Origin of the sequence: Candidatus Desulfosporosinus nitrosoreducens (genome assembly GCF_030954495.1) — a bacterium.
GTDB lineage: Bacteria > Bacillota > Desulfitobacteriia > Desulfitobacteriales > Desulfitobacteriaceae > Desulfosporosinus > Desulfosporosinus nitrosoreducens.
In genome coordinates, this window is sequence record NZ_JAVHUW010000040.1 from 1 (window position 1) to 14248 (window position 14248).

Annotated in this window: 11 protein-coding genes; all 11 read left to right on the forward strand. The window is 44.4% G+C overall.

The features are described 5' to 3' along the window. Nucleotides 1-353 precede the first annotated feature (353 nt). The 11 genes from REC12_RS06860 (at nucleotide 354) to REC12_RS06910 (ending at nucleotide 14164) form a co-directional block, all read left to right on the forward strand. Entirely contained in the window at nucleotides 354-1448 is a 1095-nt protein-coding gene (locus REC12_RS06860; protein WP_308893106.1) for an HD-GYP domain-containing protein, read from the forward strand. Between the two features lie 74 nt (nucleotides 1449-1522). Beyond that, complete coding sequence (locus REC12_RS06865; protein ID WP_308893108.1) at nucleotides 1523-3520, forward strand: methyl-accepting chemotaxis protein; 1998 nt, start codon at nucleotides 1523-1525, stop codon at nucleotides 3518-3520. A gap of 371 nt (nucleotides 3521-3891) precedes the next feature. Next, complete coding sequence (locus tag REC12_RS06870; RefSeq protein ID WP_308893110.1) at nucleotides 3892-4182, forward strand: spore coat protein D; 291 nt, start codon at nucleotides 3892-3894, stop codon at nucleotides 4180-4182. 351 nt (nucleotides 4183-4533) lie between these two features. Then, nucleotides 4534-4662 carry a hypothetical protein gene (locus tag REC12_RS06875; protein ID WP_308893112.1) on the forward strand — a complete coding sequence of 43 codons (129 nt, stop codon included), beginning with the start codon at nucleotides 4534-4536 and terminating at the stop codon, nucleotides 4660-4662. A 330-nt stretch (nucleotides 4663-4992) separates the two neighbouring features. Next, a complete protein-coding gene (locus REC12_RS06880; protein ID WP_308893114.1) occupies nucleotides 4993-7083 on the forward strand; it encodes a sigma 54-interacting transcriptional regulator in 2091 nt (696 codons plus the stop codon). A 351-nt stretch (nucleotides 7084-7434) separates the two neighbouring features. Then, entirely contained in the window at nucleotides 7435-8793 is a 1359-nt protein-coding gene (locus REC12_RS06885) for a thiolase family protein (protein ID WP_308893116.1), read from the forward strand. A 35-nt stretch (nucleotides 8794-8828) separates the two neighbouring features. Beyond that, nucleotides 8829-9977, forward strand: a complete 1149-nt coding sequence (locus REC12_RS06890) for an acyl-CoA dehydrogenase (RefSeq protein ID WP_308893117.1) — start codon at nucleotides 8829-8831, stop codon at nucleotides 9975-9977. A gap of 70 nt (nucleotides 9978-10047) precedes the next feature. After that, a complete protein-coding gene (locus REC12_RS06895) occupies nucleotides 10048-11022 on the forward strand; it encodes a CoA transferase subunit A (protein WP_308893118.1) in 975 nt (324 codons plus the stop codon). Beyond that, nucleotides 11022-11831, forward strand: a complete 810-nt coding sequence (locus REC12_RS06900; RefSeq protein WP_308893221.1) for a CoA-transferase subunit beta — start codon at nucleotides 11022-11024, stop codon at nucleotides 11829-11831. Before REC12_RS06895 ends, REC12_RS06900 begins: the two co-directional genes overlap by 1 nt. Before the next feature lie 212 nt (nucleotides 11832-12043). Beyond that, on the forward strand, nucleotides 12044-13312 hold the full coding sequence (locus tag REC12_RS06905; RefSeq protein ID WP_308893119.1) for a multiheme c-type cytochrome: 1269 nt from the start codon (nucleotides 12044-12046) through the stop codon (nucleotides 13310-13312). Between the two features lie 12 nt (nucleotides 13313-13324). Next, the gene (locus REC12_RS06910; protein WP_308893120.1) at nucleotides 13325-14164 is read left to right on the forward strand and encodes a hypothetical protein; all 840 of its coding nucleotides are present in this window, start codon (nucleotides 13325-13327) and stop codon (nucleotides 14162-14164) included. Nucleotides 14165-14248 lie beyond the last annotated feature (84 nt).

The window sequence follows — 14248 nt, forward strand, 5'->3', positions numbered from 1 at the left end:
CATATGCGCCGAAAAAAAGATTGTGGACAATCATTCCCGGTGGGCAGTTAAGGCGAATAAAGAAGACTTGATTCGGGTGGAGTTTTAACTCCATCTGAATCTTAGTCGCACTTATCCAGGGACTTAGCCGCTCTTAACTCACCGCTTGCTGAAGCGGGAGTCTTAGAGCGGATTAGTCAGCGGATAAACTATAATTCGACAATTTTTGTAGGAAAAAATACAAATATAATTATTGATTTATAATTAAATTAATTATAATATAGTAAAAAATAAATTATATTTGCCCTAAACTATTTGCCAAAAGGAGAGATGTTTTTGAATTAAACCTTGGAAAAGACGGAAGGAGGTTGTCTATGAAATGGTTATTGGAACAGGTTCAATTTAATTCAATGATGAGTATGACAGCAAGTGCGGACCTTTTTAATAGATTTGGAGTCTTATTGTTGAGTAGAGGCCAACCGATTACTGCAACCATCAGAGAACTTCTGGAGAAGCATGAGGTTTATGTGTGGAGTCGTCAGAATAATAAAAGTGATTTAACTAAACAAAAGAAAATTTTCCCCAAAGACATTTACACTAAATTGGTGGGTTCTTTATGGAGCATTTATCATGACGCGAAATTAATTCAGCCGGAGCACATTGAAAAAACCGTATCACTCGTAGAGGCTATTTTAAAAGAACTTAAGTCTCAAACTATATATTTTGATTCTAAGCAATTCAATCTTAGCAAGTTCAGACAATATGACCAGGGAACGTTTATACATAGTATTAACGTTGCCTTGCTAACAGCGGTAACAGGGATGAATCTGGGGTATAGAAGTAGGAAGCTTAAGAATTTAATACTTGGAGCTTTGCTGCATGATTTAGGAAAACTGAGGGTGCCGAAAGAAATCCTGAACAAACCGGGTAATTTAACTGGTCAGGAGTTCGACCTTATTAAACAGCATCCCTGCTTAGGAGCGGAAATGCTGAAAAATGTCCGTTTACTGCCTGGTGTCATTGCGTCGGTTGAGGAACATCATGAACGCTGGAATGTAAAAGGTTACCCTCATGGCTTAACAGGAAGCACCATTCATCTTGATGCTCAAATTGTAGCTGTTACCGATGTTTATGAGGCTTTAACGGCTGACAGACCATATCGCCAAGGGATACCACCATATCAAGCTTTAGAAATGATCTTTGCTTGGTCCGGAAGGGACTTTAATCCAGATGTCGTGCAGGCGTTCAGACAAGCGCTCATTTTATATCCTGAAAATTCGATAGTTACCCTGAATACAGGTGAAATGGGGATGGTGGTTGCTGTCAATAAACAATTTCCAACGCGTCCTGTGGTGCGCTTATTATTTGACAGCAATGGCAGAACGCTTAATAAAGAAGTTTTTGTGGACCTGCTTCAAAATTTAACTTGCTTTATTGAGTGTGTGGAATTTAAAGAAGAGGCCAGCTAAGTTGCAAAATGAGATGTAATAACTTTGCTTACATTAATCGCAATAATTTTTGATGATCAGATAGGAGTTCGTTTATGAGAAGCATAAAGATAAAGGTGATTGCATGTATAGGGATTCTTTTGTTTTTCGTATGTTCGGTTTTAGGCTTTGCTGCGTATCTAACTGCTGCTAAGGCTATAACGTCACAGGTCAATCAGACTCTCCCCCAAGTAGCGGACCAGGGCGCTAAAATTGTTTCCGAAAAAATGAATACCATATTAGAGAATCTTGCGACGATTGCCAATCAAGACCGCATAAAAGATAGCGACAATTCTTGGGAGGATAAAAAGACTATTCTTCAAGATGAGGCCAAGCAAAACGGTTATTCCTCTATGTTGATTGCCGGCCTTGATGGAACGGCAGAAATGACTACGGGCAAAGAGATTAATATTAAAGACAGGGACTATTTTCAGAAGGCTCTAAAAGGCAATAGAGCAGTATCTGAGCCTATCGTCAGCAAAGATGACGGATCATTGGTTATTGTCTATGCAGTGCCGATAAACAGTAAAGGCGCCGTCGTTGGAGTTCTGGCAGCGCTTAAAGACGGCAACGATCTGAGCGACATTACAAATAATATTACTTATGGCAAGTCGGGCAAAGCATTTATGATTGATGAGAAGGGTACGAAAATTGCTCATAGTGATCAAAAGCTGGTTATGACTATGGATAATGATTTCGAAAATGTTAAGCGTAATCCCAAGCTTGAACCTTTGGCCTTTTTGGAAAAACAGATGACGGAGGGAAAGAGCGGCGTAGGTGAATATGAGTATAATGGGGAAACTAAATACCTGGGTTACGCCCCTGTAAAAGGAACAGGTTGGTCGCTGGCAGTGGCTGCTCCTAAGGATGAAGTTATGTCTGGGGTACTGCTCATGCGCAGATCAATTTTTCTGTTGTCAATCATTATTTTATTATTAAGTTTAGGGGCAGGGTATTTCGTATCTGGATTAATTTCCCAACCCATTGTGTTGGCGTCTGAACATTTGAAGGTTATTTCAACCGGAGATTTCACTCATGATTCTACGAAACAGCTTATGAAAAGGGACGATGAAATAGGGGTGCTGGCCCAAGCTATTGCGGCGATGCAGGAAGCAGTGAAAGAGGTCGTGATTGGAGTTGTCAGCGAATCTCAAAACGTAAAAAAAGCGGTAGAAGTTAGCGGACAAGCCATGGCTGAATTAACTAAGGAAGTTGAAGAAGTCTCGACAACAACTGAGCAACTCTCAGCGTCAATGGAGGAGACGGCAGCCTCTAGTGAACAGATGAGTGCAACAGCGACAGAAATTGAGAGAGCTGTAAGCGCCGTTGCTATAGAAGCACAGCAGGGAGCTGCATCTGCGGGAGAAATAAGTAAAAGGGCAAGTGATCTTAAGCAAAAGGCCATTTCTTCGCAAACTAGCGCAAAATCTATCTATTTAAACGCTCAAGAGAGAACGATCAAGGCAATTGAAGAAGCTAAGGCGGTAGAAAAGATCAATTTGCTTTCGAATACGATATTGCAAATTGTTTCGCAAACAAACCTTCTTGCTCTGAATGCAGCTATTGAAGCGGCGAGGGCAGGGGAGGCAGGAAAAGGCTTTGCTGTTGTAGCCGATGAAATTAGGAAATTAGCGGAGAACTCCAGAAGCACAATAAAAGAAATTCAAGAGGTTACAAAGTTAGTAGTTGTATCTGTCACAAACCTTGCTGAAAGCTCCGCGAGTGTTTTAGAGTTTATAGACCAACAAGTCCTCAGCGATTATGAGTCTATGGTGAAAACCAGTGAACAGTATAACGAGGATGCCAAGTTTGTAGATCATCTTGTGACAGATTTTAGTGCAACCGCGGAGGAACTCACCGCTTCCATACAAGAGATTGCCAGAGTAATTGAAGAAATTGCCGGAGCTGCCACTGAAGGCGCAGAGGGTACAACGAACATTGCTCAGCAAAGCATGTTAATGGCGGAAAAATCAAATGAAGTAATGAGACAGGTTGATTTATCCAAGCAAAGCTCGGATAATCTCACGCGGATCGTATCAAAATTCAAAGTATAAAGCTAAGAAAGCAATATCTTAGCGGGATTCCAGGCGTCATTTGCAGCCCTTTTAACAAGGAGACCTTGCGCCCAGGAAGCTTAAAGGTTATAGGATTTTTGTCAGGGGCTTGATGATTTAGAAATTTAAATTAAGATCCTGGAATAAGTTCCAATATTTTCTATACAGCATATATTGAAGTATCCACAATAAAGAAGGGCAATGACAGTGCACGGATGGGCTACAGTTGATTAAACAGGATGTTCTGTTGTTCCTTCTTTAGGCGGAGTGTTAACGCTGCTAAATGCAATTATATTTTTATCGCATTAGCCGTTATCTTCTAAATCGGTTATTGTATCTTGTATGAAGAAGAATAGGAAGGTGATTTTCTAATGTATGGTTGCGGATGTCCAATCGTTTGCCCACCACAATATTGCGTACGGGATTTTTACACTCAGCGTGTAATACCTGTTATTCACCCTGTTGTTAACGTCAATCGTCAAAATATCGTTAACGTTCCTCAGCATATTTATCAACCGGTAAGCACTAACGTTGTAGTTGATCAAGGCTATCCTACTGTCACTGCCGGCACTGCTGGCACTGCCGGCACTGCTGGTACTACCGGCTTTGCAGGTGGCGGCTTTGGTGGATTTGGCGGCTTTGGGAATCGTCTCTTTTTTTAACTGATATAAAAATTCAGCCTGAAAACACCAGTTATAGTGAGCTTAGTTCACAGTAACTGGTGTTTTATCTTAGCCGTTAAACTGATTCGGTCAGGTCTTAGGCCTTGCCTAAGAGTAAATTGCCTAAAGAGGCGATTAAGAAATCCGCAAAGAATGTGGAAAAAAATGTAAATTCGGCATATTGTATATCAGGACCATGAAAGGAGGAGCTATAAATGGCATTTGGCGCAGCTTGTGGAACGGGCGTTGGCTGGGGAGCCGGCATTGGGATCGTTGTGGTCATTATTTTATTGTTAATCGCTTTAGGCATTGTATTCTAAACAAATAAATTAAAAAGGAGGAGGTTTGGTTATGTACGGATATGGAGGCTTAGGAGGATGCGGTTGTGGTGGCGGCAGCGGTGGCGGCAACAACTGGGCCGGCGCAGGTATTATTGCCATAGCTATTCTTATTCTGATTGCCTTGGGAGTAATTTTTTAGGTAGACAGCAAAAGTGATAATAAATTAGCTTAAGTTATCTTTTAAAAATTCATTAGACTGTCGGCTTCAGGCGGCAGTCTAATTACATTCAAGAAGCTTTAAAGCAAAAGTCTTGTTCCTTATGTTTAAGGTAATGGTTAAAAATTCTTGGAACTTTTACCTGGAGTAGCAGTTTAAGCAGGAAATGCCCTGATAACGCAGAATAGTAAGAAAATATAAATAAATAGCATATACTCTTAAAGGCTTGCAATTATCAAACCAAATTCAAAAAATTATTAGGATTTAGCGAGTTTATAAGCCGCAATTAAAACAAATTAAAGGTGTGATACTATGCTCCTTCAAGAAGGTACCAATACCAAAATTTCGTATTTGAATCTTGGCGATACAATAGCCAAAGCCGTGAAAATTTTTATGGATTTAAAGATTGCCATTATTCCGGTCTTAAATGAGCAAGGCAGACTATTAAGTGTATTTAGCAGGAGCAGCCTTTATCGGGCAATTTTGGACGGAGCCACCCATAAAGATGTTATTGATCCCTACCTCATAAAGGAAGTGATTAGCATCGCCGATGACGTCTCGGACGATCAGTTAGCGGATTTTGTGAAAGTTAGCTCGGTCGGGTCGGTACCTGTTGTCAATAAAGAGGGAAAAGTTCTCGGCCTCTTGTGCAAAGCAAATATGGTTATGACTTTATTCAGGCATTCTGAACTGCTGAATGAACAGTTGAAGGCTATTTTGAATTCCATGCACAATGGCGTGATTGCCGTAGACGGTCAGGGCTTGGTAACCCATGTTAACATAGGGGCAAGCCGCATACTAGGCTTAAAAGCCAATACTTCCCTTGGGCAGCCCTGCAATGAGCTGCTGCCTAATTTAGATTTAAAGGCGGCGCTAATTCACGGCGAAGTTAAAATAGGCCTAAAGTATAGGCACCGTCACATTACGATGGTTGTGAATATTACTCCTCTGATCATCGGCGGGAATATTGCCGGGGGAATTGTCATTTTTCAGGATCTTACTGATTTGGAGCAAGCCGCTAAGGAATTAGAAACTGTTAAAGCTTTAAACAAGACCCTTGATACAGTCCTCAATATCATTCACGACGGGATTATCGCTGTGGATGAAAGAGGAAAAACTACTCTCGTAAACCAAGCAATGGCCGACTTTTTAATGTTGCGCCCGGAAGAAATTATCGGAAAACCTATAACTGATTTCATGGAGACGAGCAGATTACACATTGTGGCCAGCACCGGTGTTTCGGAAACGAGTGATGTTCTGACGATACAGGGCAAGCCGTTAATTGTCTCCCGTTTACCTATTATAAGAGAGGGAGATGTTGTCGGGGCAGTCGGAAAAGCAGTATTTCCTCAACTTGCCGAAGTTCGAGAGCTGGCCGAAAAACTTCGCTTCCTGGAAAATAAAGTGACGTTTTTTCAGGAAGAGTTACAAAAAAATAAAACTGCTCAAGAGGCCTTAAAAACCATCATTGCGGAAAGTACTGAAATGAAAAAACTGAAGGAAGAAATATCAATTGTTGCCTTAAGCAGCTCCACTGTGCTGATTACCGGGGAAAGCGGTACGGGAAAAGAAGGCGTGGCTCATGCTGTTCATCTCTGCAGTGACAGATGTAAAGGCCCTTTTATTAAAGTGAACTGCGCCGCTATGCCGGAAAACCTAATGGAAGCAGAAATGTTTGGCTATGTTGGGGGGGCGTTTACCGGGGCAGCTAAAGCGGGGAAGCCGGGTCGCGCTGAGATGGCCGATGGCGGAACACTTTTTTTGGATGAGATCGGAGACATGCCTCTGGCTTTGCAGTCTAAGTTGCTGAGAGTGCTGCAGGACCGTGAATTTGAGCGCTTAGGGAGCACCAAAAGTATTAAAGTAAATGTCCGCATTTTAGCGGCTACGAATAAAAACCTTAATAAGGCTATATCTGAAGGAGAATTCCGGGCCGATCTCTATTATCGCTTAAACGTCATCAATTTGCATTTGCCTCCTTTGAGAGAACGGGCAGAGGATATAGAACCTTTGATTCACTTTTTCATAACAAAGTTTAACCATATTCTTACTGCCAACGTCACGGGTATCACCGATGACGCTATGCGGGTTTTGCTCAACTATACGTGGCCCGGAAATATACGTGAACTGGAAAATGTTATTGAAAGGGCAGTCAATTATACCCGGAGCGGTTTGATCCAGCTGACTCATCTGCCTGACCAAATACTCAGCATCAGCTCTTCCAAAAGTCAGGTAATTACCGGAACGATTCGTCATCAAGACAAAATCGGCAGAATAGAACGGAACATGATCGTGGTAGCTCTTGAAAAAACCGGAGGGAATAAGACAAAAGCGGCAAAGCTTCTCAATCTTAGCCGTTCAAGACTTTACGATAAGCTAAATAAATACGATCTGAAAGATTAGGCGGGTTCTCTTGCGGCACTCATGTCTTTAAGTGTCCCGAAAACAGACACACTTTAAACAAATATGTCCGGTTTCAGGACACTTTTGGAATTAAGGCTGGTTATGGAAAGCTTGGCATCCTTGATTTTGCTGCCGGCTCATTTTTGGCATGTTAATTGCTTAATAATTCTTAGGATTCAGAAATAATCCAGGGGTTGAATTAGTTTTGCAGATGGAAGGAGGACAAGGGGAAGAGAGCTTTGAGTTTAATTTCCGTCACTAGGGTTAGTTTCGTTTTTTAGAAACTGAAAGTGGGGAGATTTTACCGGCTGAAAACGCCGGTAGCACTAATGCCACTTGAGGAGGAATAATATGTCGAAGATAGTTCAAGCACTTGAAATTACAAGGAAAAATTACTACAAAAACGCTAAAATAAGCGCTTACGGAGAAAGAAAGCCCGATTTTTCCACCCTGGGCAGGAAAATCAACAATACTTATGCCAAACAACGTGAGGTTGTATGCGTAGGAGCCTGCAGAACTCCTTATGGGAAATCTCTTGGTGCGTTGGTAGAGTTTGATGCCGCTCAGTTGGGGGCTTTAGCTATTAAAGAAGTTATACGCCGAACGGAAGGTAAGGTTGCTCCCGGGGATGTGGATTATGTCATCATGGGCCAAGTGGTACAGGCGGGCAGCGGTCAGGTTCCCAGCCGTCAGGCTACGCTTCTGGCGGGGCTTCCGGAACACGTACCTTCCATCACGGTTAACAAGGTTTGCTCTTCCGGAGTCAAAACTATTGATCTGGGCGCTCAGATGATTGCTCTTGGCAGGGCTGAGATCGTCATTGCCGGCGGGCAAGAGAGCATGAGCAACATTCCCTTTGCCCTTCCCGATATGAGGCGCGGGAAAAAGATGGGCTTTCTGAATGCGGACTGTGAAGATCTGATGGTCAAAGACGGGCTATGGGACTCGATTTACAACCGTCATATGGCTATTCACGGTTCGGAAGTGGCAGACGAATTTGGTTACAGCCGCGAAGAGCAGGATGAATGGGCGCTGCATTCGCAGCTGGCTGCTTCGGATGCGATGGCGACCGGCAAGCTTGATGACGAGATTTTCCCTGTTGCTCTTAAAAAAGGGAAAGAAATTATCGAGAAGGATGAGGGACCGCGGGCTAATTCCACTATGGAAGGGTTAGCTAAACTTGGACCAGTGTTCAATCATACAAGCGCTGTTACGGGACAGCCCGGCAGTGTGACTGCAGGCAACGCCCCGGGCACCAATGACGGAGGAGACGTATGCCTGCTGATGAGCCGTGCCAAGGCAGATGAGTTGGGCCTGAAACCGCTTTTCACCATTGTGGACTATGCCGAAGTATCTCAACCTACGAAAGATATTGCTACAGTTCCCGGTCTTTCGATTAAGAAGGTGCTTGATCAAAACAATATGACTCTGGAAGATGTTAAACTCATTGAAATTAACGAAGCTTTTGCAGCAGTTGCTCTTGTCAGTTCCCGCAGTATTCTGGGAATGACGAAGGAGGAAATGTATGAAAAGGTCAATGTCAATGGGGGAGCAATTGCTTATGGCCATCCCATCGGAGCAAGCGGAGCAAGAATCGTGATGACGTTGGCCTATGAATTAAAACGCCGGGGCGGCGGATACGGGGTGTGCGGAATTTGTGCCGGTCACGCTCAGGGCGATGCCATGATTATCCGTGTAGATGCTGACTAAGTGTTTTCATGAAAGAGTAAAGGGAGTGACATACTATGGATTTTCAATTGAGCAATGAAACCCTTATGGTCAGAGATATGGTGAGGAAGTTTGCCAAAAGCGAAGTTGCGCCGAGAGCGGCAATCATTGACAAAAGCCATGAGTTTCCTATGGATTCCTGGAAAAAAATGCAAGAACTTGGCTTAACGGGTTTTCCCATTCCCGAAGAATGGGGAGGCGGTGGCGGTACTTATCTGGATTTTGCCATTATTATTGAAGAGCTGGCCAAATGCTGTGCCTCTACAGCCGTTGTAACCAGTGTACACACGGGTTTGGGCTGCATGAGCATTCATTTATACGGCAGCCAGCGTTTGAAAGAAAAATATCTGAAAAGACTCTCCGCGGGCGAGATTATCGGTGCCTATGCCCTGACTGAGCCTAACGCCGGCTCTGATGCCGCCGCCCTAAAAACAAAGGCTGAGGATAAAGGCGATCATTTTCTTGTCAACGGCAGTAAGATTTTCATTACCAATGGCGGACATGCCACAACGTATTGCACTTTTGTCAAGACTGATCCCTCTCAGCCTAAAGGCAAAGGTATTACCTGTTTAATCATCGAAAAAGACACTCCCGGGTTTACAATCAGTAAACCGGTCGAAAAAATGGGCATGCATGCCGATCCAACCTGTGAGCTTTATTTTGAAAATGTCAAAGTCCCTAAAGAAAATGTCCTGGGAGAAATTAACAACGGCTTTGCTGTTGCCATGGGGCTTTTGGCGGGCGGACGCATCACAATAGGTGCCCAGGGGTTAGGAATTGCTGAAGGTGCTTTGGAGTATACCAATAACTATATTAAAGAAAGGCAACAGTTTGGCAAACCCTTGGCCGCCAATCAGGGGGTCCAGTTTATGATGGCGGATATGGCTACTAAGATTGATGCTGCCCAGATGTTGATTTACAGAGCAGCGTGGCTTAAGGATAATCATCTGCCGCATAACAAAGAAGCATCAATGGCTAAGCTCTATGCCACAGATGTTGCTATGGAAGTCACTACAAACTGTGTTCAGCTGATGGGCGGATACGGTTATTGTTCGGAATTCCCTGTTGAGCGAATGATGAGAGATGCTAAAATTACTCAGATCTACGAAGGGTCGAATCAGATTCAGCGTATGATTATTGGCCGTGAAGTTATTGGGCGTTTTTGATTACTGAATGACAGATTTAGCGGAAGGGCAGCATTTAAAGCTTTAAAAGCAGTTAAAAGGGGGTTGCATCATGGCAAGACCTAAAATTGTCACACTCTCTGAAGCGGTAGGGCAAATCAAAGATGGGGATATGTTAACATTCGGAGGTTTTACAGTCTGGCGTCGTCCCATGGCAGCGATTTATGAATTGATCCGTCAGAAAAAGCGGAATCTTCATCTGATTGAGGTTAACGGTGGAACTCATGATGATATGCTCGTGGGAGCCGGCTGTGTCGGGATCTGGGAATCGAGCTGGTGCGGACACGAACTTTATGGCAAGTTCGGCAGCAATTTGGCCCGTAAAATCGAAAACGGTGAAATTTTATATGAAGACTGGGCTCATATTCATGCCTTAAACAGATTGACAGCAGGCTCCAAGGGTCTTCCGTTCTTACCCACTTATTCGGCTATGGGCTGCGATATGCTGAATCCGGATAATGATAACCTTGGTAAAGCGGGACTTAGAGATGGGTCCAACCGACATATCGGTAAATATAAATACATTGCGTATAAAGAGCCTTTTACGGATTCTGAAATTATTCTGATCCCGGCAGCCAATCCGGATTGGTGTATTACTCATGTGCAAATGGTTGGCACTGAAGGGACCGTAAGAGTCGATGGTCTGAGATTTAGCGATCAGGAAGCCATTAAAGCTTCTGCCAAAAATATCATTATTGCCGAAAAGGTCGTTCCCGAGGAATACCTGCGCCGGGAACCGACCCGCAATATGTTACCGGGCTATCTTGTGGATTACATCGTTGAACTGCCTTGGGGTGCTCACCCAACGGGTCTGTACGGGGTGCATGAGCCTGACGGAGACTTTATTGCCAACTTCTTTAATGCTACCCGTACTCAGGAAGGGTTTGATAAATGGGCCGATGAATGGATTTTCGGTGTTAAAGACTTCCAGGAGTATCTCGGCAAATTAGGCTTTAACCGCTTGGAAGCTTTAAAAGCCAATCCTGCGTTGGGCTATTCTTCGACGCTAAAAAGGGGGTCACGATGATGGAGAGCAGAAAAGGATATTCTAAGCCGGGGGAATTTAAACCTATGGATCTCTTGGCTTGCGCGGCTGCTCGGGAAGTTCAGGATGGCGAAATAGTGTTTGCAGGTACGGGCCTGCCGATGCTGGCTATCATGGTGGCCCAGCATACACAAGCCCCAACGGCTGTTTGCATTTATGAATCGGGTTCTATTGACGGCAGGCCCATAGATTTGCCGACATCGGTAGCCGATGCCCGTTGCAGTTACCAGGCCGCCGTTGCTGATGGCCTGACTGACGTCTTTGGCCAACTGCAGTCTGGTAAAGTCGATCTGGCTTATTTAGGAGGAGCCGAAGTAGATCTCTATGGCAACGTCAACTGCACTTTTATGGGCGGTCCCACGGGTAAAAGGCTTACAGGCAGCGGCGGGAACACGGATATTCATTCTCTGGCTAAACGAAGTGTCTTGATCATGCCCCAATTGGGTCAAAAGCGCCGCTTTGTAGAAAGAGTCAGCTATATCACCTCACCCGGCTGGAAAATTCCTCATTGGCCGGATAAAGAATGGGTTCCTAAAAAGGAGGTTTATGGTCCCGCATTTAACGGCGGACCGTCCGCCGTTATTTCCGACATGGGTGTCTATCGCTTTGACGAAAACGGAGAGATGTACCTGGATACCTTCCATCCCGGTTTTACAGCCGAAGATTGCCGTGCCAACTGTAGTTTTGATCTGAATATTTCCAGATGCAAAGGTGAAACTCTGACTCCTACCTACGAGGAGTTGGATCTGCTTTATAAGGTCATTGATCCGGAAGGAATCATTATGAAGTAAAAAGGCCGGGGCAGAGGATAGTGTCAAAAGGACCGGATGGTATGTCCCATCCGGTCCTTATCTTTTCTGATACTCCAGAAAAGTGATCAAAATCACATATTAAAGTAAAAAATAGTGATATCTTAAATTAAGAATGTTCTCAGAATCTACATATAACCGGCAGCTTGATCTGATCTGAGAACAAATATTTTGAAAAGGAGGTTACCCTTTCGATGCAGCAGACAACTCGGCGCCTGGTCGCTCTGTTGGGGATCGGAACAGTTTTAGTGTGTGCTTTATTATTTGTGGTCTATCACTTTGTCATCGGGCCTCAAGGACTAACTACGAGTTTGCCGACTTTGAGTGCCGTGACTACAGGAGAAAACAAAGCCTGTGTTGAGTGCCATCAAAAAGAGAACCCGGGAATTATTCAGCAATATCATGACAGCAAACATTCCGGTCGGGGAGTGCAGTGTCTTGACTGTCACAAAGCGGTAAAAGGTCAAGAAAATCTGACGGAAGACCATCACAATGTGGCTCTCATCGCTAAACCGACTCCGAACAATTGTGCCCAGTGTCACGCCACAGAAGTTCAACAGTTTGAGAACAGCAACCACTCTGCAAGATCATGGTACGTAGTTCAGGGAGCAAAAAATTTCACACCTGCGGAACTTGCCAAATATCATTTGCTCGATGCTAACGGAAATCCTCTCAATTCCGGCAATGCCAATCCTGTCTACAACCTCATAGGTCAGGACGCCAGTGCTCAGTCTTGTGAAGTTTGTCATGCTATTGGGCAAAAGAATAGTGACGGAAGTTTTGGGGATTGCACGAAATGCCATTTGCGCCATACTTTCGATGTGGCACAAGCGCGTAAGCCGGAGACTTGTGCACAATGTCATCTAGGGCCTGATCATCCTCAAGCGGAAATTTACAACGAGTCTGCCCATGGCACCTATTATCAGGCTAATCAGTCAAAGTATAACATGGATGCGCCTCCAGGTACTTTGACGGTCAAGGATTTTCCGGCCCCGACCTGCGCAACGTGTCATATGTCGGCATTCGGCAGTGTTACGGGAACCCACGATGTAGGTCAACGGCTTAAATGGGCTTTGTCTCCTGAGGTGGCCTCAGTGCGGCCTGATGGAGCCGCTCATCAGCAAACGATGAATACGGTCTGTCTTAATTGTCATGTCCAGCCCTTTATCGACGACGTGACGAGCAAAGCAGAGAAGAACATTGCTCTTACAAACCAGAATATCGCTAAAGGAAAATCCATCGTCCAAGACTTGCGCAACGCGGGATTATTAGGGACTAAGCCCTTTGGGACTCCGATTGACTTCCTGTATTTTGAACTCTGGCATCACGAAGGCCGCAGAGCGCGCTTTGGTGCTGTCATGGGCGGAGCGGATTACGTCAATTGGAATGGTATTTATGAGCAGGAGAAAGCTCTGGTAGAAATGCAGTCAGAAGCCGATGCTCTGGCAAAAGCGAAGCACTAGGAGGATTCCGAAATGATTGAGCGATTGTACCGGCTATCTCCTTATAAAACATCTCTTTTGCTGGGAATGATGGGTTTAAACTTTTTTCTGACGGGGATTGATGTCTTTATTGCTCACTCGCAAAATGATTTTTTCCGTTGGGAAGTTATTCCTTTGGTTTTCACTCCCTTGGCAGTTTTAGCGATCCTTATTCAGCTTATTTTTCCCAAGCCTGTTTTTTCGAAACGAGTATTCCAAGTTGTGATGTGGGTAGGAGTTCTGGTAGGTGTCTTGGGTACTTTCTTTCATCTGACTGGAAATGCGATTTCAGGCAAAGAAAGTTATTACAACCTTTTGGTTGCCGGTTCTCCCGTGGCTGCGCCGGTTGCCTTTGCCGGGATCTCTTGCTACGCTTTAGCCAGCAGACATTACCATGGGGCTTCACGACGCTCCAAGTTGCTTATCCTGGTGGGCCTGGGCTTTTTAGGAGCTGTTTTAGCTGCTTATTTCGATCACGCCCGACTTGGTTTTAAACCAATTTATACTCTTATACCACTCGTTTCAGGAACCCTGGCTGCTTTGTCCTGCTTTTATATGGCAGATCACCAAACTAACCGTCTGGAAACCACTAGCTTTATGGTCATTTTGGCTTTAAATATGTTTGTTGGTTTATTGGGGTTTGGCTTCCATATCGCGGGAAATCTTGCCGGAACTCAGACTGTCGTCTGGGCCAGGTTTCTTTACCGAAACCCTGTAATGGGCCCGCTCCTCTTCTGCAATCTGGCCCTTTTAGGCGCAATAAGCATATTGCCCGAACTTCAACGGCTGTCTGAAGGTGAGCATCATAAGTCAATTCAGTCTGCCCAACTATGAGGCTTAAGCGTAAATAACCCAAAGCCAAGACAAACGCTCTGTTCGTCTTGGCTTTTTTAGCGCACTGTATAATCTTGTGCTGCT

Bases quoted from the DNA above. Each gene is read 5' to 3' on its own strand.
- REC12_RS06860 (WP_308893106.1), top strand. From the start codon at position 354: ATGAAATGGTTATTGGAACAGGTTCAATTTAATTCAATGATGAGTATG.
- REC12_RS06865 (WP_308893108.1), top strand. From the start codon at position 1,523: ATGAGAAGCATAAAGATAAAGGTGATTGCATGTATAGGGATTCTTTTG.
- REC12_RS06870 (WP_308893110.1), top strand. From the start codon at position 3,892: ATGTATGGTTGCGGATGTCCAATCGTTTGCCCACCACAATATTGCGTA.
- REC12_RS06875 (WP_308893112.1), top strand. From the start codon at position 4,534: ATGTACGGATATGGAGGCTTAGGAGGATGCGGTTGTGGTGGCGGCAGC.
- REC12_RS06880 (WP_308893114.1), top strand. From the start codon at position 4,993: ATGCTCCTTCAAGAAGGTACCAATACCAAAATTTCGTATTTGAATCTT.
- REC12_RS06885 (WP_308893116.1), top strand. From the start codon at position 7,435: ATGTCGAAGATAGTTCAAGCACTTGAAATTACAAGGAAAAATTACTAC.
- REC12_RS06890 (WP_308893117.1), top strand. From the start codon at position 8,829: ATGGATTTTCAATTGAGCAATGAAACCCTTATGGTCAGAGATATGGTG.
- REC12_RS06895 (WP_308893118.1), top strand. From the start codon at position 10,048: ATGGCAAGACCTAAAATTGTCACACTCTCTGAAGCGGTAGGGCAAATC.
- REC12_RS06900 (WP_308893221.1), top strand. From the start codon at position 11,022: ATGGAGAGCAGAAAAGGATATTCTAAGCCGGGGGAATTTAAACCTATG.
- REC12_RS06905 (WP_308893119.1), top strand. From the start codon at position 12,044: ATGCAGCAGACAACTCGGCGCCTGGTCGCTCTGTTGGGGATCGGAACA.
- REC12_RS06910 (WP_308893120.1), top strand. From the start codon at position 13,325: ATGATTGAGCGATTGTACCGGCTATCTCCTTATAAAACATCTCTTTTG.